This window comes from Streptoverticillium reticulum (assembly GCF_047456005.1).
In the GTDB taxonomy this organism is placed as follows: domain Bacteria; phylum Actinomycetota; class Actinomycetes; order Streptomycetales; family Streptomycetaceae; genus Streptomyces; species Streptomyces reticulum.
In genome coordinates, this window is record NZ_CP179755.1 from 6,606,935 (window position 1) to 6,626,090 (window position 19,156).

Annotated in this window: 17 protein-coding genes; 11 read left to right on the forward strand and 6 right to left on the reverse strand. The window is 73.6% G+C overall.

Features of this window, described 5'->3' with window-relative positions; all coding sequences use genetic code 11:
* The first annotated feature begins 65 nt into the window (after positions 1–65).
* The 3 genes from ACMATS_RS30410 to ACMATS_RS30420 all read left to right on the forward strand — a co-directional run bounded on the left by ACMATS_RS30410 (position 66) and on the right by ACMATS_RS30420 (position 3,893).
* Positions 66–1,112, forward strand: coding sequence for a quaternary amine ABC transporter ATP-binding protein (locus ACMATS_RS30410; protein WP_414169704.1), 1,047 nt, complete (start codon positions 66–68; stop codon positions 1,110–1,112).
* Positions 1,105–2,913, forward strand: a complete 1,809-nt coding sequence (locus tag ACMATS_RS30415) for an ABC transporter permease/substrate binding protein (protein WP_414169705.1) — start codon at positions 1,105–1,107, stop codon at positions 2,911–2,913. The genes ACMATS_RS30410 and ACMATS_RS30415 overlap by 8 nt, the downstream gene beginning before the upstream one ends.
* Positions 2,914–3,164: 251 nt before the next feature.
* Positions 3,165–3,893, forward strand: a complete 729-nt coding sequence (locus tag ACMATS_RS30420; RefSeq protein WP_414169706.1) for a helical backbone metal receptor — start codon at positions 3,165–3,167, stop codon at positions 3,891–3,893.
* Here ACMATS_RS30420 and ACMATS_RS30425 read toward each other — a convergent pair.
* On the reverse strand, positions 3,820–4,908 hold the full coding sequence (locus ACMATS_RS30425) for a TDT family transporter (protein ID WP_414169707.1): 1,089 nt from the start codon (positions 4,906–4,908) through the stop codon (positions 3,820–3,822). The genes ACMATS_RS30420 and ACMATS_RS30425 overlap by 74 nt on opposite strands.
* A gap of 70 nt (positions 4,909–4,978) precedes the next feature.
* Here ACMATS_RS30425 and ACMATS_RS30430 point away from each other — a divergent pair, with 70 nt between their 5' ends.
* A complete protein-coding gene (locus ACMATS_RS30430; RefSeq protein WP_414169708.1) occupies positions 4,979–5,926 on the forward strand; it encodes a LysR family transcriptional regulator in 948 nt (315 codons plus the stop codon).
* Between the two features lie 44 nt (positions 5,927–5,970).
* Here ACMATS_RS30430 and ACMATS_RS30435 read toward each other — a convergent pair whose 3' ends face one another.
* The 4 genes from ACMATS_RS30435 to ACMATS_RS30450 all read right to left on the reverse strand — a co-directional run bounded on the left by ACMATS_RS30435 (position 5,971) and on the right by ACMATS_RS30450 (position 9,593).
* A complete protein-coding gene (locus tag ACMATS_RS30435) occupies positions 5,971–6,525 on the reverse strand; it encodes a macro domain-containing protein (RefSeq protein WP_414170827.1) in 555 nt (184 codons plus the stop codon).
* A 56-nt stretch (positions 6,526–6,581) separates the two neighbouring features.
* Complete coding sequence (locus ACMATS_RS30440) at positions 6,582–7,283, reverse strand: gamma-glutamyl-gamma-aminobutyrate hydrolase family protein (protein WP_391154246.1); 702 nt, start codon at positions 7,281–7,283, stop codon at positions 6,582–6,584.
* A 29-nt stretch (positions 7,284–7,312) separates the two neighbouring features.
* Entirely contained in the window at positions 7,313–8,752 is a 1,440-nt protein-coding gene (eat, locus tag ACMATS_RS30445; RefSeq protein ID WP_414169709.1) for an ethanolamine permease, read from the reverse strand.
* Positions 8,753–8,864: 112 nt separating this feature from the next.
* Positions 8,865–9,593, reverse strand: coding sequence for a FadR/GntR family transcriptional regulator (locus ACMATS_RS30450; protein ID WP_414169710.1), 729 nt, complete (start codon positions 9,591–9,593; stop codon positions 8,865–8,867).
* Positions 9,594–9,677: 84 nt separating this feature from the next.
* On the opposite strand from ACMATS_RS30450, the gene ACMATS_RS30455 reads away from it, so the two are divergent.
* The 4 genes from ACMATS_RS30455 (at position 9,678) to ACMATS_RS30470 (ending at position 14,564) form a co-directional block, all read left to right on the forward strand.
* Entirely contained in the window at positions 9,678–11,045 is a 1,368-nt protein-coding gene (locus tag ACMATS_RS30455) for a glutamine synthetase family protein (protein ID WP_414169711.1), read from the forward strand.
* A 10-nt stretch (positions 11,046–11,055) separates the two neighbouring features.
* Complete coding sequence (locus ACMATS_RS30460) at positions 11,056–12,423, forward strand: aldehyde dehydrogenase family protein (protein ID WP_414169712.1); 1,368 nt, start codon at positions 11,056–11,058, stop codon at positions 12,421–12,423.
* Positions 12,420–13,217 carry a 3-oxoacyl-ACP reductase gene (locus tag ACMATS_RS30465; RefSeq protein WP_390778983.1) on the forward strand — a complete coding sequence of 266 codons (798 nt, stop codon included), beginning with the start codon at positions 12,420–12,422 and terminating at the stop codon, positions 13,215–13,217. Before ACMATS_RS30460 ends, ACMATS_RS30465 begins: the two co-directional genes overlap by 4 nt.
* An 81-nt stretch (positions 13,218–13,298) precedes the next feature.
* Positions 13,299–14,564, forward strand: coding sequence for a haloacid dehalogenase-like hydrolase (locus ACMATS_RS30470; protein WP_414169713.1), 1,266 nt, complete (start codon positions 13,299–13,301; stop codon positions 14,562–14,564).
* A gap of 286 nt (positions 14,565–14,850) precedes the next feature.
* On the opposite strand, the gene ACMATS_RS30475 is transcribed toward ACMATS_RS30470, so the two are convergent.
* Complete coding sequence (locus ACMATS_RS30475; RefSeq protein ID WP_414169714.1) at positions 14,851–16,071, reverse strand: alanine racemase; 1,221 nt, start codon at positions 16,069–16,071, stop codon at positions 14,851–14,853.
* Between the two features lie 199 nt (positions 16,072–16,270).
* Between ACMATS_RS30475 and ACMATS_RS30480 the strand changes: the two genes are divergently transcribed.
* The 3 genes from ACMATS_RS30480 to ACMATS_RS30490 all read left to right on the forward strand — a co-directional run bounded on the left by ACMATS_RS30480 (position 16,271) and on the right by ACMATS_RS30490 (position 19,138).
* A complete protein-coding gene (locus tag ACMATS_RS30480) occupies positions 16,271–17,155 on the forward strand; it encodes a hypothetical protein (RefSeq protein WP_414169715.1) in 885 nt (294 codons plus the stop codon).
* On the forward strand, positions 17,152–18,297 hold the full coding sequence (mycP, locus tag ACMATS_RS30485; RefSeq protein WP_414169716.1) for a type VII secretion-associated serine protease mycosin: 1,146 nt from the start codon (positions 17,152–17,154) through the stop codon (positions 18,295–18,297). The genes ACMATS_RS30480 and mycP overlap by 4 nt, the downstream gene beginning before the upstream one ends.
* A 103-nt stretch (positions 18,298–18,400) precedes the next feature.
* Positions 18,401–19,138 carry an SseB family protein gene (locus ACMATS_RS30490; RefSeq protein ID WP_414169717.1) on the forward strand — a complete coding sequence of 246 codons (738 nt, stop codon included), beginning with the start codon at positions 18,401–18,403 and terminating at the stop codon, positions 19,136–19,138.
* Positions 19,139–19,156: the final 18 nt, after the last annotated feature.

Here is a 19,156-nt window from a genome sequence, read left to right on the forward strand (position 1 = left end):
GTCCGTTGTACGCCCGGCCCGTCGGGGGAGGCCGGGTGCGAGCAAGTTCGACCCGAGAGGTGTATGTGATCAGGCTGCAGGCCGAGCACTTGTACAAAGTGTTCGGTAAACGACCCGAAGCCGCCGTGCCGCGGCTCAAGAGCGGCGCGAGCCGCGAGGAGCTGCGTGCGGAAGGCACCACGGCGGCGGTCATCGACGCCTCGTTCGAGGTCGAGGCGGGCCAGATCTTCGTGGTGATGGGTCTCTCGGGATCCGGCAAGTCCACGCTGCTGCGCATGCTCAACGGGCTGGAGGACACCACCGCAGGCCGGGTGCGCTACGACGGACAGGACCTGACCGCCCTGTCCCCGCGCGAGCTGCGCGAGGTCCGCTCCCGGAACATCAGCATGGTCTTCCAGCACTTCGCCCTCTTCCCGCACCGCAGCGTGCTGGAGAACGCCGGCTACGGCCTGGAGGTGCGCGGCGTGCCCCGCGCGGAGCGCGAGGAGCGGGCCACCGAGGCGCTGCACCTGGCCGGGCTGAAGGGCTGGGAGAAGTCCTGGCCCGACGAGCTCTCCGGCGGCATGCAGCAGCGCGTCGGCCTCGCCCGCGCGCTGGCCACCGACGCCGACCTGCTGCTGATGGACGAGTCTTTCAGCGCCCTCGACCCGCTCATTCGCCGCGACATGCAGGACCAGCTGCTCGACCTGCAGAGGCGACTCAAGAAGACGATCGTGTTCATCACCCACGACCTCAACGAGGCCATGCGCCTGGGCGACCGGATCGCCGTCATGCGCGACGGCCGCATCGTCCAGAACGGCACCGCCGAGGACATCCTCGTCCGGCCCGCTGACGACTACGTCGCCTCCTTCATCCAGGACGTCGACCGCTCCCGGGTCCTCACCGCCGGATCGATCATGGAGCGGACGGCCGGCGTGCCGGACGGCGCCGCGACCGTGAGCGCCGAGGCGCCCGTCGCCGAGCTGTTCGCCCCCTTCGCGTGCAACGGCGACCCGGTCGTCGTCACGGACGAGGCCGGACGGCCCACCGGCGTGGTCACCCGGGACCGCCTCATGGCGGCCCTGAGCGACCGGCCCGCGCAGCCCGCCGAGGAGGTGGCCGCCGGTGCCTAGGATCCACCTCGGAAGCTGGGCCAAGAGCGCCGTCGACTGGCTCCAGGCCCACCTCGGCGGTCTCTTCGACGCCATCAGCACCGTCCTGAGCGGCATGTACGACGGCGTGGACGCGGTGCTCGGCGCCCCCAACGCGCTGCTCATGGCCGGCATCCTCGCGGTGATCGCCTGGTGGCTGCGCGGGCTGCTCGCCGCCGTGCTCGCCTTCGCGGGCCTCGCGCTCATCGACTCCTTCGGGCTGTGGCACGAGGCCATGTCCACGCTGTCCCTCGTGCTCGTCGCGAGCGCCATCACCCTGCTGACCGCCGTGCCGCTGGGCATCTGGGCGGCCCGCAACCGGCGGGTCAGCGGAGTGCTGCGCCCCGTCCTGGACGTCATGCAGACGATGCCGGCCTTCGTCTACCTGATCCCCGGCGTGATGTTCTTCTCCATCGGCACCGTGCCGGGCCTGATCGCCACGGTCGTCTTCTCGATGCCGCCGGGCGTGCGGATGACCGAGCTCGGCATCCGCCAGGTCGACGGCGAACTCGTCGAGGCGGCCAAGGCGTTCGGCACGCCGCCGCGCGAGACCCTCACCCGGGTCCAGCTGCCGCTGGCGCTGCCCACCATCATGGCGGGCGTCAACCAGGTCATCATGCTCGCGCTGTCCATGGTCGTCATCGCCGGCATGGCGGGCGCGGGCGGCCTCGGCGAGGCCGTGTACGCGGCCGTCACCCAGGTCGACATCGGCCGCGGCGTGGAGAGCGGCCTCGCCGTCGTCGTCCTCGCCATGTACCTGGACCGGATGACGGGCGCGCTCAGCCGCCGGGTCTCGGCGCTGGGCCGCCGGGCCGCCGCGGCGCAGGGTGCCGTGGGCCTCTCGCGCTCCGCGAGCGTCCTGCGCTACCGGCCCGGCACGGCCGTGGCCACCGTGGGCGTCGTCGTCCTCGCACTCGTCGCGGGCGGCATGCGGATCGCCGGCGGCGACGGCGGCAGGGACACCGTGGCCGCGGGCAAGAATGTCGGCCAGGGCAAGACCGTGAAGCTCGGCTACTTCCCGTGGGACGAGGCCGTCGCCTCGACCTACCTGTGGCAGAACATCCTGGAGGACCGCGGCTACAAGCCGGACGTCAAGCAGCTCGACCCCGGGCCGCTCTACACGGCGCTGGCCCAGGGCCAGATGGACGTCCAGTTCGACTCGTGGCTGCCCACGACGCACAAGCAGTACATGGACCGCTACGGCGACAAGCTCTCCGACCTCGGCTCCTGGTACGGGCCGACCTCGCTGGAGCTGACCGTGCCGTCGTACGTGAAGGACGTCAACTCCCTGGCCGATCTCAAGGGCAAGGGCTCGGAGTTCGGCGGGCGGATCGTCGGCATCGAGGCCAGCGCCGGGATGATGGGCAAGCTCAACGACAAGGTGCTCAAGGAGTACGGCCTGGACGGCGAGTACAAGGTCGTCTCCTCCTCGACGGCCACGATGCTGGCCGACCTGGACCGGGCCATCAAGAAGAAGGAACCCGTCGTGACCACCCTGTGGTCGCCGCACTGGGCCTACGGCACCTACGACCTGAAGAAGCTCAAGGACCCCAAGGGCGCCTGGGGCGAGGGCGAGCAGATCCACGCGGTGGGCAAGAAGGACTTCGCCAAGGACTTCCCGAAGATCGCGGAGTGGGTGAAGAACTTCAAGATGTCGGAGAAGGACCTGTCGTCGCTGGAGGCGGAGATCCAGAAGGGCGGCAAGGGCAAGGAGAAGGAGTCCGCGCGCCGATGGCTCGACGCGCGGCCGGGGCTTGAGGACAAGATCGCGCCGGTGCGGTAGGGCCCTGCGGGGGCGCCCCGCAGGGGGCGCCCCGTCAGGGGCGCGGGGCTGTTCACATATGCGGCTCCGCCGCGTGGGCGCGACCAGGCGCCCCGTAAGGGGCGCGGGGAACTGCGCGACCAGCCCCCACCGGCCTGCAGCCGACGCACTGCCCTGAGGGCCCGGGGCGAAGCCCCGGGTACGTCGGCTGCGGGCGCGTCGTGGCTGGTCGCGCAGTTCCCCGCGCCCCTTACGGGGCGCATCATCACCCCATGACCATCCGCCGCGTCGTGTCCCTGGTCCCGTCCCTCACCGAGGCGGTAGCCGCCACCGCACCCGAACTCCTCGTCGGTGCAACCGACTGGTGCGACCACCCCGCAGACCTGGACGTCGTCCGTGTCGGGGGCACCAAGAACCCCGACATGGCCCGTATCGCGCGCCTCGCGCCCGACCTCGTCATCGCCAACGAGGAAGAGAACCGCGCCCCGGACCTGGCCGCCCTGCGGGCCGCGGGGCTGACCGTTCTCGTCACCGAAATCCGCACGCTGGACCAGGCGTTCAGAGAACTGGAACGCGTCCTGGTGGACGCCTGCGGACTGCCGCGCCCCGCCTGGCTGGACGCAGCCCGCACCGCCTGGCACCAACTGCCGCCCGCAGGGCCCCCGGTGCGGGCCGTCGTACCGGTCTGGCGCCGGCCCTGGATGCTCCTCGGCCGCGACACCTTCGCGGGCGACCTCCTCGCCCGCCTCGGCGTGGTCAACGTCCTTGCCGCGCACGCCGAGCGCTATCCCCGCGTCCCCCTGGACGAGCTCAACGCATCAGGTGCGGAGCTGGTCGTCCTGCCCGACGAGCCCTACCGCTTCACGCACGACGACGGCCCCGAGGCGTTCCCGGGGCTGCCGTCCGCGCTCGTCAGCGGGCGTCATCTCACGTGGTACGGACCGTCGCTGGCACAGGCACCAGCGGTGCTGGGGCGGGCGCTGCGAGCAGCCGTCCGCTGACCAGCCCGGCCAGCGTGCGGGTCCCGGCCACCGCCCAGGCGGTCACCAGCAGCACGTACAGGGCTGCGGCCAGCCAGGTGAAGGCGTGCAGTCCGGTGTGGCGGCCCAGTGCGGCTGCGCCCGTGACGCAGGTGCCGACGGGGAAGGTGAACGCCCACCAGGTCATCGCGAAGCCCATGCCCTGCCGGAAGGCCCGTACCGTCATCGCCACGGAGATCAGCAGCCACAGCACGGCGAAGCCGATCACGGGGACGCCGTAGAGCACGGCGAACGCGGCGGTGGCGGAGGCGTACGGGCCGCCCGCGGTGGCGTCGGCGAGGTTGTTGACGGCTGTCACGGACTGGCCCAGCGGGCCCAGCACCAGGAACAGCGCCGGGGTGAGGGCGAGCGGCAGCGGCCCGTGGTGGACCAGCCGCGAGAAGACCAGCGGCAGGATGAGGAGGACGGTCAGCAGGCTCATGCCGAACAGGGCGTAGCAGCCCAGCGTCATCGCGTCCCGCCACTGCCCGGCCGGCAGGTGCGGTACGAGCGCGGGGCCCAGCGCGGCGGACACCATCGGCGCCACCACGGGCAGCAGCCACACCGGGGAGGCCTGGCCCGGCTCGATGCGGTGCCGGGTCACCATCAGGTACGGCACGCCGGCCGCGGCGACCAGGCCGACGACGGTGCCGGCAGTCCACAGCACGGCGTCGGCGGCCACGGCCGGGCCCTGCCCGATCACGCCGGATCCGACGGAGAGGGTGGCGCCGCCCACGGCGAGGAGGGCCATGGCCAGGCAGCCGTAGAAGGGGGCGACGGCGGGGTCGTCCAGGTGCCGGCGGGCCTGGTCGGTGTGGCGGGTCCAGTGCACGGCCCGGGCGGTCAGGAGCGTCAGGAGCATCAGCGCTGCCAGTGCCCAGACGGCTTCGTACGCGCCGCGCAGTCCGGGCGCGTGCAGCGGGAGGGCGGCGCCGGCCGCGGCGACGATCGCCGTGCCCATGACCGAGGCGTACCAGTTGGGGCCGAGGTGTCTCATGGGTTCACGGTCTCCCGAGGCCGGGGCTCCCACCAGGGACGTTGTAGCTATGACGGCATAAGCTGGAGTTATGAGCGAGGGGAACGGTCCACAGGCGCCGCTGGCGCACCGGGTGCCCGACTTCGGGGCGCTGGAGCTGCTGCTCGCCGTGGCCCGGCTGGGCAGCCTGGGGCGGGCGGCGCGGGAGCTGGGCATCACCCAGCCCGCGGCCAGCGGGCGCATCCGCAGCATGGAACGGCTGCTCGGCGTGGCCCTCGTGGAGCGCTCGCCGCGCGGCTCGCGGCTGACGGACGCCGGGGTGCTCGTCACCGACTGGGCACGGCGGATCGTGGAGGCGGCCGAGGCCTTCGACGCCGGGGCACAGGCGCTGCGGGGGCGGCGCGACTCGCGGCTGCGGGTGGCGGCGAGCATGACGATCGCCGAATATCTGTTGCCCGGCTGGCTGGTCGCACTGCGCGCGGAGCGGCCCGGCACGGCGGTGTCGCTGCTGGCCGGAAACTCGGCGGCGGTGGCGGAACGGCTGCTGGCGGGGGAGGCGGACCTGGGCTTCGTCGAGGGCCTCGACGTGCCGGCCGGGCTCGACGGGGTGGTCGTGGGACACGACCGGCTGGTGGTGGTGGCCCCGCCGGGACATCCGTGGGCACGGCGCCGGTCCCCGCTGGGGGCAGGGGAGCTGGCGGCGACCCCGCTGATCCTGCGGGAGCGGGGGTCGGGGACGCGGCAGGTGCTGGATGCGGCGCTGGGGGGCGTGACGGCTGCGCCGCTGCTGGAGTTGGCGTCGACCACGGCCGTGAAGTCGGCCGTGGTGGGCGGTGCGGGGCCGTCGGTGCTGAGCGAGCTGGCGGTGGGGGAGGAGTTGGCCTCGGGGCGGCTGGTCGAGATCCAGGTGGCGGGGCTCGCTTTGCGGCGGGCGCTGCGGGCGGTGTGGCCGCACGGTCAGCGGCCGACGGGGCCGGCGCGTGATTTGCTGGGGTTGACGCGCGCGGGTCCCGCCACTAGCCGTTTCGCCCCCGGCTGACGCCGGGGTGGTGGCGGGGCCCGGTGCCCGTCCGGGGCAGGCGCCTATGTGGCGGTCAACTCCACCAATGTTGTTTCCCAGGTCCGATGTGTGGTCTCTCGGTAGCCGGTGTGGGAGGGGTTGGTGTCCGAGTGCCGCTTGGCCCAGTCAAGGGCGGTTTCGAGTCGTCCGCACGGCCCGGAGTTCTTGGCGCAGGATGCGCAGCACAGCTCGTGTGACACCAGGGGATTGCCCGGCACCTTGGGGCGCCGCCGCCCTGCGCAGGCGCACATCATCGCGACAGGCCCGTGGTGGTGAAGATTTGCGTCCGCAGAAGCCGGAATGTCCGTCATGGGACCCGCTGGTTGAGCGGCAGCAACTGCGGGCGCAATGACTGCTTCGACGTCACGCCACTCCAGCCCGCCGAGCCCGGCAGCGATCCGGGGTATTGCGATGCTGCGCACTCCGTGTTCGGCAGCGTGCGTCAACATGAGCTTGACCGACGATACAACTGCCGTCAATTCGGCGCGTGTACACCAGTGCGCCTGCGGGTCCAGGTGCGACGTGATCCGATCGCTCTCGTCGAACTCTCCTGGCTGGAGGAGTTGGTCTGTGAGCAGAGGCCCTAAGGGGTCCTTCCGTGGTTGATGATGCGGCCGGGGGCGTCACCCGCGCCTCACCCCCTCGCCGCCTCCACCACCCCCCGCACCAGCCCGTACTCGTCCCCCACCTCCGGGTGCCACTGCACCCCCACCGCGAACGCGGCGCCCGGCAACTCCACCGCCTCCACCGTCCCGTCCTCCGCATGCGCCGAGGCGACAAGCCCCTCCCCGAGCCGCGCCACCCCCTGATGGTGATGCGTCGCCACCGCCGAGCCCTTCACCAACGTCGCCGTCCGTGTTCCCGGCACCACCGTGACCGCATGCTCCCTGAACGCCCCCACCACCGGGTTGTGCCCCTCGTGCCCCACCTCGTCCGGCAGGTGCTGGCACAGCGTGCCCCCCGCGTGGACGTTCATCAGCTGCATGCCCCGGCAGATGCCCAGCACCGGCACACCCTGCTCCAACGCCGCCTCCAGCAGCGCCAGTTCCCAGCGGTCCCGTTCCGGTACGGGTGTGCCCGCACGCGGATGCGGTTCCTCCCCGTACAGGGCCGGGTCCAAGTCCTCGCCGCCCGCCAGGACGAGCCCGTCCAGGCGGCGCAGCAACGGGCCGGCCGCCGTGGGGTCGTCCGGCGGCAGCATCGCCACCAGGCCGCCGCCGCGCCGGACGTACTGCGGGTACGCGTCCGGCAGCAGTGCCGCCGGGAGGTCCCACGCGACGCCCCAGCGGGCCCGGCACAGGTAGGTGGTGACGCCGATGAGGGGCTGAACGGGCATGTTCTGCACGGTCCTTTCGATTGCGCGGGTCATTCGAGTTCCGCCTCCGCCGCCGCCAGCGCCGCGAACTCCTCCTCGGGTGCGTTCGCCACCAGCCGGTGGCGGCTGTAGAACCCGAAGTAGGCCGCCGCGACCGCGTAGACGCCCAGTGCGATGAAGGCTGCCGTCGTGTCCACCAGGAACGTGGCCACCAGCGCCGAACAGGCCAGCAGGAAAGCCGCCGTCGATGTCACCGTGCCGCCGGGTGTGCGGTACGGGCGCGCCAGCCCCGGCTCCCGGCGGCGCAGCACGATGTGGGAAAGCGACATCAGGGCGTACGAGATGGTGGCGCCGAAGACCGCGACGTTGAGCATGCGCGCCCCGTCCCCGGTCGCCGCGGCGAGGGCGAAGCCCAGGGTGCCCGGTACCAGCAGGCCGAGCCAGGGGGCCTTGCGGCGGCTGGTGAGGGAGAGGAAGCGGGGGAGGTAGCCGGCCCGGGAGAGGGCGAACAGCTGGCGCGAGCCGGCGTAGATGAGGGAGAAGAAGGAGGCCACCAGGCCCGCCAGGCCGGCGTAGTTGACGATCCTGCTCAGGGTGGTGGCGTGCCCGTCCGGCTGCAGCGCGGTGACCAGCGGGTTGCCCGCGTCCTTGATCGCGTCGGCGCCGCCCGCCCCGCCGGCGGCGACGAACGTGAGCAGGGCGAGGAGCAGCAGGATGCCCATGGACGTGGCCATCGCCTTCGGGAGCGTGCGCGCCGGGTCCTTCGTCTCCTCCGCGGCCAGCGGCACCCCCTCGACGCCGAGGAAGAACCACATGCCGAACGGGAAGGCCGCCCAGATGCCCAGCACCCCGAACGGCAGCCAGGAGGAGGCCCCGAGGGCGGAGTGGTCGACGGGGATGTCGTTCAGGCGTCCGGCGTCGAAGTGCGTGAACGCCCCGGCGGCGAACACCAGCAGTGCGGCGACCGCGATGCCGGTCACGACGAAGGAGAAGCGGAGTGCCTCGCCCACGCCCCACAGGTGGATGCCTATGAAGACGGCGAAGCAGGCCAGGTAGACGGGCCATCCGGAGGTGAGCCCGAACAGGTGCAGTGAGGCGACGTAGTCGCCGATGAAGATGGAGATGGCAGCCGGTGCCAGGACGTACTCGATGAGGATTGCCGTCCCCGTGAGGAAGCCGCCCCACGGGCCGAGCGCACGCCGGGCGAAGCCGTAACCGCCGCCCGCCGTGGGCAGGATGGCGGCCAGTTCGGCGAGGGCGAAGACCATGCAGGTGTACATCACGCCCATCAGGGCGGCTGCCGCGGCGAGTCCGCCGAACCCCCCGTGCGCCAGGCCGAAGTTCCAGCCGGAGTAGTCACCGGAGACGACGTAGGCCACGCCGAGGCCGGTGAGCAGCAGGGGGCCGGCGCTGCCCCGGCGCAGGGTGCGTTTCTCCAGGTACGCATCCTCGGGGGCGGGCGGACAGGCGGGCGCAGTGCGATCGGCCATGAGCCGCTCCTTCGGGCAATGGTTTTGCGCCATACCTTTGCCGGGCGGGCAGCAGAAAGGCAACCCCCCTGCGTTAATCCCGCGTAACTCCGGCCGTCGCGCCGTCGCGCCGTCACGCCAGAAACCCCCGCAGCAGCGCCGCCGTGCCGCAGCAGTGCTCCCGCATCACCTCGCGCGCCTGGTCCGCGTCCCCCTCCAGCACCGCCGCCACCAGTGCGGTGTGCTGGCGCTGCGAGTGCTCCAGGTTCCGCACCAGCAGGGGGATGCAGTCCAGCAGGTCGTTGACCGTGGCGCGCACGGCAGCGTACTGCGCGGCCAGCGAGGGGGAGCCCGACAGTTCGGCCAATGTCAGATGGAGCCTGGTGTCCAGGCGGCGGTAGTCGTGCAGGGGCGCGTCGTGCGTGGCGGCCAGCGCCTCCTCCAGGCGGTGCGCCTGTTCCCCGGTCAGCCCGTGCGTCGCGCACAGCCCGGCCGCGCCCGTCTCCAGCACCTCGCGGAAGCGCAGCGTGTCCTCGACGTCCACCGCCGCGACCCGGCGCCGCAGTTCGGCCTCGCCGTGGGCCGCGGGCCGGGCCAGTACGAACGTGCCGCCGTAGCGGCCGCGCCGGCTCTCCACCAGCCCCTGGTCGTGGAGCACCTTCAGCACCTCGCGCAGCGTCACCCGGCTGATGTGCAGCAGGTCGGCCAACTCCCGCTCGGCGGGCAGCCGTTCGCCCTGCGCGACCAGGCCCAGGCGCAGGAGCTGGAGTATCTGCTGCAGGGCCTCCTCGAAGCCGTTGCCCGCACGGACCGGCCGCAGCACCGGCGCCAGCCGCTCCGCCGCATCCGCATCCTCGTTCATCGGACCCCTTCCCAATCAATGGTCTACCGGCCTACCTTAAGACCTCCGGTCGCACCGCCGAAGGCCCGACAGGGAGGCACCACCGTGGCAGACCGCACACCCCCGCTCGCCGTCGAGGAACTACGCCGGCTCGTCGACACCGGGGAGATCGACACCGTCGTCCTCGCCTTCACGGACATGCAAGGACGGCTCCAGGGAAAGCGGTTCGCCGCCCGGTTCTTCCTCGACGACGCCCTCGACCACGGCACGGAGGGCTGCAACTACCTCCTCGCCGTGGACACCGACATGAACACCGTCGACGGCTACGCCATGTCGTCCTGGGAGCACGGCTACGGCGACTTCGCCCTGCACGGGGACCTCGCCACCCTCCGCCGCACCCCCTGGAACCCCGGCACCGCCCTGCTCACCGCCGACCTCGCCTGGCACGACGGCTCGCCCGTCCTCGCCTCCCCGCGGCAGATCCTGCGCCGCCAGCTCGACCGGCTGGCCGAGCACGGATGGACCGCGTACGCGGGCACGGAGCTGGAGTTCATGGTCTTCCGGGACACCTACGAGCAGGCCTGGAACCGCGGTTACCGCGACATGACCCCCGCCAACCAGTACAACTGCGACTACTCCGTCCTCGGCACCGGCCGCGTCGAGCCCCTGCTGCGCCGCATCCGCAACGAGATGGGCGCGGCCGGCATGACCGTCGAGTCGGCCAAGGGCGAGTGCAACCTCGGCCAGCACGAGATCGCCTTCCGCTACGCGGACGCCCTCACCACCTGCGACCAGCACGCCGTCTACAAGACCGGTGCCAAGGAGATCGCGGCCCAGGAGGGCATGGCGCTCACCTTCATGGCCAAGTACGACGAGCGCGAGGGCAATTCCTGTCACATCCACCTCTCGCTGCGCGACGAGGCCGGGCACCCCGTCCTGGCCGACGACGGCGGCCCGTACGGCATGTCCCGCGTCATGCAGCACTTCCTGGCCGGACAGCTCGCCGCCCTGCGGGACTTCACCCTGCTCTACGCCCCCAACATCAACTCCTACAAGCGCTTCCGCCCCGGCTCCTTCGCCCCCACCGCCGTGGCCTGGGGCCCCGACAACCGCACCTGCTCCCTGCGCATCGTCGGCCGGGGGCAATCCCACCGCTTCGAGAACCGGCTGCCGGGCGGCGACGTGAACCCCTACCTCGCCGTCGCCGGCATGGTCGCCGCCGGGCTGTACGGCATCGAGCACGAGCTCGAACTCCCCGAGGTGTGCACGGGCAACGCGTACGCGGGCGACGCCGTGCACGTCCCGGCCACCCTGCGCGAGGCGGCCGAACTGTGGGAGGCCAGCCCGATAGCCCGCGCCGCCTTCGGCGACGACGTGGTCGAGCACTACCGGCACATGGCCCGCGTCGAGCAGGAGGCCTACGACACCGCCGTCACGGACTGGGAGCGGTTCCGCTCCTTCGAGCGCTTGTAAAGGAACCAAGGTGCACCAGCACGAGATCGTCAACCCGGCGACCGAGGAGACCGTCGCCGTCGTCCCCGGCACCTCTCCCGAGGAGGTGGACGCAGCTGTCCGCCGCGCCGCCGCCGCACAGCGCCACTGGGCGGCCCTCGCCCCCGGCGACCGCGCCCGCGCGCTGCGCCGCTTCGCCGCGGCCGTGGACGGGCACCTGGAGGAACTCGCCCTCCTGGAGGTCCGCGAGGCGGGCCATCCCGTCGGCAACGCCCGCTGGGAGGCGGGCAACGTCCGCGACCTGCTCGACTACGCGGCCGGGGGAGTGGAACGGCTCCTCGGCGCCCAGATCCCCGTCGCCGGCGGCCTGGACGTCACCTTCCACGAGCCGCTGGGCGTCGTCGCCGTCATCGCCCCCTGGAACTTCCCCATGCCCATTGCCGCGTGGGGCTTCGCCCCCGCGCTGGCCGCCGGGAACGCGGTGCTCGTCAAGCCCGCCGAGACCACCCCGCTGACCGCCCTGCGGCTGGCCGGACTCGCCCTGGAGGCAGGGCTGCCCGAAGGGCTCCTCCAGGTCCTGCCCGGGGCCGGGCCGGTCACCGGCAACGCCCTGGTCGAGCACCCCGGCGTCGCCAAGGTCGTCTTCACCGGCTCCACCGCCGTCGGGCGGCAGATCATGGCCAAGTGCGCGGCGGACGTCAAACGCGTCACCCTCGAACTCGGCGGCAAGAACCCGAACATCGTCTTCGCCGACGCCGACCTCGAACGCGCCGCGGCCGCCGCCCCCGGCTCGTTCCTCGACAACACCGGCCAGGACTGCTGCGCCCGCAGCCGCATCCTCGTCCAGCGCTCCGTGTACGACCGCTTCATGGAGCTGCTGGAGCCCGCGGTGCTGTCCTTCGTCACCGGCGACCCCGCCGACCCCGGCACGCAGATGGGCCCGCTCGTCTCCGCCGCGCACCGCGAGCGCGTCCGCTCCTACGTCCCCGAGACCGCGCCCGCGGCCATCCGCGGCAACGCACCGGCGGGCAAGGGCTATTGGTATCCCGCGACCGTGCTGGAGGGCCGCCCGGAGGACCGTGCCGCGGTCGAAGAGGTCTTCGGGCCGGTGGCCGTCGTCATCCCCTTCGAGGACGAGGAGGAGGCGGTACGCCTCGCCAACGCCACCGAGTACGGGCTGTCGGGCTCGCTGTGGACGCGGGACGTCGCCCGCGCCCTGCGCGTCTCGCGCGCCGTCGCAGCGGGCAACCTCTCCGTCAACTCCCACAGCAGCGTGCGCTACTGGACGCCCTTCGGCGGCTTCAAACGCTCCGGCCTGGGCCGCGAGCTCGGCCCCGACGCCCTGTCCGCCTTCACCGAGACCAAAAACGTCTTCATCAGCACGGAGGAGAGCAAGTGACCGACCAGACCTCCCCTGGTACCCCCGTCTGCCGCCGCCTCGTGGGCCGCACGGCCGTCGTGACCGGAGCCGGCAGCGGCATCGGGCTGGCCGCCGCGCGGCGGCTCGCCTCCGAGGGCGCGCACGTCGTCTGCGCCGACATCGACGAGAAGGCCGGCAAGGCCGCCGCCGAGGAGGTCGGCGGCCTGTTCGTCAAGGTCGACGTCACCAGCCCGGAGGAGGTCGAGGCGCTGTTCAAGGCCGCCTTCGACACCTACGGTTCGGTCGACGTCGCCTTCAACAACGCCGGGATCTCCCCGCCCGACGACGACTCCATCCTCACCACCGGCCTCGACGCCTGGAAGCGCGTCCAGGAGGTCAACCTGACCTCCGTCTACCTCTGCTGCAAGGCCGCCCTGCCGTACATGCAGCGCCAGGGCCGCGGCTCCATCATCAACACCGCCTCCTTCGTGGCCGTCATGGGCGCCGCCACCTCACAGATCAGCTACACCGCCTCCAAGGGCGGCGTGCTGGCCATGTCCCGCGAACTGGGCGTGCAGTTCGCCCGCGAGGGCATCCGCGTCAACGCGCTGTGCCCGGGGCCGGTGAACACCCCGCTGCTGAAGGAGCTGTTCGCCAAGGACCCGGAGCGGGCGGCGCGCCGGCTCGTGCACGTGCCCGTGGGCCGGTTCGCCGAGCCCGAGGAGATCGCGTCCGCCGTGGCCTTCCTCGCCAGCGACGACTCGTCCTTCGTCAACGCCGCCGAGTTCCTCGTGGACGGAGGCATCGCGGGCGCCTATGTGACCCCGCTGTAGGGTCCATGATCGGATACGGAACCGGCCGTCCGGTCGGTTCCGGTGTCCTGCCCTGCCCGTTTCCTGCACCGAAGAGTTCTGATGCGCAAGAAGACCGCCATAGTCGTCGGCCTCGCTGCCGCCGCGACCCTCGCCGCCCCCCTGCCCGCCGGAGCGGCCCCCGCCCACGGCACGCTGGCCGCGTGCCCGCAGCTCGACAAGAGCCTCGCCTGGTTCGGCGACAACCGCGCCAAGCTGCAGAAGATGATCGACGAGCGCGGTACGTGCTCCGGCCAGGGCGGCCCCCGTCCCGTCGCCGCCTTCGACTGGGACAACACCGTCGTCAAGAACGACATCACCGACGCCACGCTCGCCTGGGCGCTGCAGCACGACAAGATCCTGCGGCCGAAGTCCTGGAAGGACACCAGCAAGTGGCTGACCCCGGCCGCCGACGAGGCCCTCACCCGGGCCTGCGGCACCGCCGTGCCGGCCGGCCGCCCGCTGCCCACCTCCCGCAACACCGCCTGCGCCGACGAGATCTTCGAGATCCGCGAGAAGTCGCAGACCATGAGCGGCGCCGCCGCCTTCGCCGGTGACTGGAACCACCGCCGCACCGTGCCCGCGTACGCCTGGATCCCGCAGCTCTTCGCCGGGCACACCCCCTCCGCCCTGACCTCCTTCGCCCGCAAGGCCCGTGCGGAGCAGCTGGCCGCTCCCGTCGGCAGCACGCAGACGGTCGGCACGCACAAGCTCGCCGGGTACGTGCGCTACTACGAGCAGCAGAAGGACCTGATCCGCACGCTCAAGGCGGCCGGCTTCGACGTCTACATCGTCTCGGCCTCGTCCGAGCCGATCGCCGAGGCCTGGTCGGGCGGCGTGGGCATCGACCGCAAGCACACCATCGGCATCCGCAGCATCGTCCAGAAGGGCCGCCTGACCGCCGGCATCCGCGGCTGCGGCGACGTGCCGGACGGGAAGGGCGAGGCCCTGCCGTACATGGACGGCAAGCGGTGCCTGATCAACCAGGAGATCTTCAAGATCAAGGGCGCGAAGGCGTGGGAGCGGCAGGACGCCGCGCACCGCATCGCCCTCGGCGCCGGGGACGCGGACACCGACGTGACCTTCGTCGGCGACGCGACCGGCGCGCACGTCGCGATCAACCGGAACAAGGCCGAGCTGATGTGCCGGGCGTACGACGACGCGGACGGGCGCTGGGTGACGAACCCGATGTTCATCGACCCGATGCCGCGCAAGTCGGGCGCGTACCCGTGCGCGACGAGCGCGTACACCGCGCCGGACGGTTCGCACGGGCCGGTGCGGCGGGCGGACGGTTCTGTGGTGCCGGACCAGGTGGACAGGGCGTTCTGACGCCGTCAGGGGTGCCCCGTCAGGGGCGCGGGGCTGTTTCGATGTGCGGCTCCGCCGCGTGGGCGCGACCAGGTGCCCTGTAAGGGGCGCGGGGCTGTTTCGATGTGCGGCTCCGCCGCGTGGGCGCGACCAGGTGCCCTGTAAGGGGCGCGGGGAACTGCGCGACCAGCCCCCACCGGCCCGCGGTCGACGCACTACCCCTGGGGTCCGGGGCGAAGCCCCGAGCACTTCGGCTGCAGGCGCGTCGTGGTTGCTCGCGCAGTTCCCCGCGCCCCTGACGGGGCGCTCACAAGAACGTGCGGCCCTCGCCGCGATACGTCGGCACCGTCTCCGTCACCCGGTCCCCGTCCACCAGGTGCAACACGGCGAAACGCTCGCACAGTTCGCCCGCCTTGGCGTGCCGGAACCACACCTTGTCGCCGATCAGCAGGTCGTCGGCCGCCTGCCCCAGCAGCGGCGTCTGCACCTCGCCCGCGCCCTCCTGCGGGGCGAGGCGCAGGCCCGCCGGGAGGTGCGGGACCGGCAGCCGGTCGCGGCCCGGCGCGCCGGAGGCGGGGTAGCCGCCGCCGAGCACGGTCACCACGCCCACGCCCGGGCGGCGCACCACCGGCAGGGCGAACAGGGCCGCCGGGCGGCCGTGGAAGGACGTGTAGTCGTCGAAGAGGCGCGGGACGAACAGCCCCGACCCCGCGGCGACCTCCGTCACCGCCGCCTCGGCCGCGGTGTGCTGCACGCTGCCCGTGCCGCCGCCGTTCACGAACTCCAGGTCCACCACCGCCCGGACCGCCGCCACGGCCTCCGCCCTGCGGACCGCGAGCTCCCGGCGGGCGGCGGCCTGCACCAGCCGCACGGCCCGGGCCCGTACCGGGTGCCCGGCCGGGGCGTCGCCGACGCCGGCCACGTGCGCCTCGTACGCCATCAGCCCCACCAGCCGCACGCCCGGCCGGCGCCCGACGGAGCGCGCCAGCTCCGCCAGGCGCTCCGGGTCGCGCACCGGGGAGCGCAGCGCCCCCAGCCGCACCCGGCCGCCGAGCAGCTGCAGCGAGGTGTCCAACTCCAGGCAGACCCGCACCTCTTCGCGCCCCGCACGGGCGGCCTCGACCAGGGCGAGCTGGGCCGGGTCGTCGATCATCACGGTCACCGCACGCGCCAGCCTCGCGTCCGAGGTCAGCTCCGCGAAGCCCGCCCGGTCCGCCGACGGGTAGGCCAGCAGCACGTCGTCGACGCCCGAACGCGCCAGCCACAGCGCCTCGGCGAGCGTGAAGGCCAGCACCCCCGCGAACCCGTCCCGGGCCAGCACCCGCTCCAGCAGCGCCCGGCAGCGCACCGACTTGCTCGCCACCCGCACCGGCTTGCCCCGCGCCCGGCGCACCAGGTCGGCGGCGTTGGCGTCGAAGGCCCGGAGATCGACCACGGCCAGCGGCGCGGTCAGACCGCCCGTGGCCCGGTCGTAGCGGGCCCGGTCGGCGGTGGAGCCGGTGACGCGGGGAGCGGTCGCTAACGGCATGGGCGCAGCTTGCCAGAGCCGATCACCGCTGACCAGGGGCCGGGAGAGGGCGGATGGCCGGGGCCGCCGGAGGACCCGTAGAGTGGCGCGGACGCCCGGCCGCGGAGCCGTGGCGGCGAGATGTCGTGATACGAACCGGCCTGCCCCGAAAGGCGATCGGGCGATACGGCGAGCCGGTTCGCGAGGGGGAGCGCACAGGGTGAGCACCGAAGCGGACGCCCCGCCCTGCCCGACGGCACCGCTGGGGGCACCGCTGGGGGCACCCCCAGCGGTAGCTGGGGGAGGTAGCTGGGGGAGCATCCCGCCGTACCCCGCCCGCCCGCCGCGGCGCACCACCGGGCGCACCGTCGCGGCGGCCGTGTGCGCGGTGCTCGGCACGGGGCTCATCGCCGGGGCCCTCGCCGGGAGTTGGCTCGTGGACGGGCCGGACGCGCCCTCCGCCGCCGAGGCCGCCTACGCGCACGGCGCCACCCGCTGGCAGGAGGAGCCCGTCGACCGCCTCTTCCCCCCGGCGATCCACAGCGACGCGGCGGGACCCGGCGGCGCCGCCCGCGACTGGACGCGCCTCGGAGTCGCCCCCGACGGCGGCTGCACCGACGCCTTCGACCCGCTGCTGGCCCGGGCCCTGGCCCCGGCCGGCTGCCGGCGCCTGCTGCGCGCCACATACGCCGACGCCACCTCCACCCGCGTCACCACGGTCGGCCTCCTGATCACGGACACCGGCCGGGCGGGCATGCGCGCCCTGAACCACCGCTTCTCCGACGAACACCTCGACGAACGCACCGACCTGATGCCCCGCCCCTACGCCCCCGCCGGCACCGTCGCCGGGAACTTCGGCGACGCGCAGCGCGCCAGCTGGCGCATCTCGGTCCTCACGGACGTCCCGGCCGTGGTGTACGCGGTCACCGGTTTCGCGGACGGCCGCACCGGCGTCCCGCCCCAGCCCGCCCCCGCGGCCGTCGCCCCCGGCGCCACGACGGCCGCCGCCCAGGCCGGGCTCGGCAACGACGCCACCGCGCTGGCCGCCCGGATCGAGCGCGGCTACCGCGACGCGGCCCGCACGGCGGACGGGGAGACCCCGTGAGGGCCCGCGCCCTGACCGCCGTCGCCACCGCCGCCGCGCTCGTCGCGCTGTCCGCCGGGCCGGCCGGCGCCGATGCGATACGGGACCAGGAGTGGGCGCTCGACGCCCTGCACGTCCAGGACGCCTGGCGGACGACCAAGGGCGCCGGTATCACCGTCGCCGTCCTCGACACCGGGGTCGACGAGGGCCACCCCGATCTGCACGGCCGGGTGCTGCCCGGCAAGGACTTCGTCGGCTTCGGCGCCACGCCCGGCGAACGCGCCTGGGCACGGCACGGCACCGCCATGGCCGGCATCATCGCCGGACGCGGCCACGGCCAGGGCGACGGCGACGGGGTCGTGGGCGTCGCGCCCGAGGCCCGGATCCTGCCGGTGAGGGTCATCCTGGAGGACACCGACCCCGCCCGGCCGAAGGCCCGCAGCTCGCGCGGCGGCGCGCTCGCGGACGGCATCCGCTGGGCCGCGGACCACGGCGCCGACGTGATCAACCTGTCCCTCGGCGACGACAGCGACACCGCGCACCCCGAGCCCGGGGAGGACGCCGCGGTCCAGTACGCCCTCGCCAAGGGCGCCGTCGTCGTCGCCTCGGCCGGCAACGGCGGGGAGCACGGCGACCACGTCTCCTACCCGGCCGCCTACCCCGGCGTCGTCGCCGTCACCGCCGTCGACCGCTACGGCAACCACGCCGCGTTCTCCACCAGCCGGTGGTACGCCGCCGTGAGCGCACCCGGCGTCGACGTGGTGATCGCCGACCCCGACCGCCGCTACTACGAGGGCTGGGGCACGAGTGCGGCGTCCGCCTTCGTCTCCGGGTGCGTCGCGCTGATCCGCGCCGCGCACCCCGGGCTGACCCCCGTGCAGGTCCGCCGCCTCCTGACGGCAACGGCCCAGGACGCACCGGCCGGGGGCCGCAACGACGGGGTGGGGGCGGGGCTGGTGGATCCTGCGGCGGCCGTGGCGGAGGGTTCGCGGCCGGGCCGCGAGGCCTTGGCGCCGCGGGCGTACGGGGCACGGTACTTCGGGGCGGGGCCGGGGCCCCACCCGGGCGGCTCGCGGGGTGCCGGGCCCCGCACGGCGGCCGTCCTTGCCGGGGCGGCGGGGGTGTTGTTGCTGGGTACCGCGTTTGCGCTGAGGCGGCGGTGACGGGGGCGCGCCCCGTCAGGGGCGCGGGGAACTGCGCGACCAGCCCCCACCGGCCCGCAGCCCCCGACAAACGCGGCCAAGACGCCCCCGATACCCTGCCCCCGTGGCCCTCAAGAACATTCCTGACCCCGGTTTCGCCGACGACGACGGCTCCGCCGACGCCGAACTGACCGCGGCCCTGGCCGCATGGGCGGCCGACCCGGCCACCGGCGAGCCCCGCGTGCTCGCCGCCCTGCGCGGCGCCCGCCTGCTGGTGCCCGTCGTCGCCGTGCTCGGCGAGGTGGAGACCGGCCCGGACGGGCTCAAGCGCGAGAAGACCAGCGACATGGCCGTCCCCACCCTGCAGGCCCCGGACGGCCGCAAGGCGCTGCCCGCCTTCACCTCCCTGGAGACGCTGGCCCGCTGGCGGGCCGACGCCCGCCCGGTGGCCGTGCCCCTGCACCAGGCGCTGCAGGCCGCCGCGCACGAGAAGGCGGACACGATCGTCCTCGACCTGGCCGGCCCGGTGACGTACCCGCTGACCGGCCACGCCCTGCTCGCCCTCGCCGAGGGCCGGCAGAGCACCGACCCGCTGGCCGACCCGGCCGTCGCGGAGGCGCTCCGCGCGGTGCTGGCCGCCGAGCCCGGCGTGCTGCGCGCCCACCTGGCCCCGTCCGCCGAGGCCGACGGGACCCTGGCGCTCGCCCTGGTCCCCGGCACGGCACCCGGCGAGACGGTGCCGCGGGTGGCCGAGGCCCTCGCGGCCGACGAGGTGCTGCGCGCCCGGCTGGTCCGGGGTCTGGACCTGGCCCTGCTGCCGCCGGAGGCGGCGGTCCCGGGGGAGCCGCTCTTCAGCCGCTGATCCGGCCGCTGATCTCCG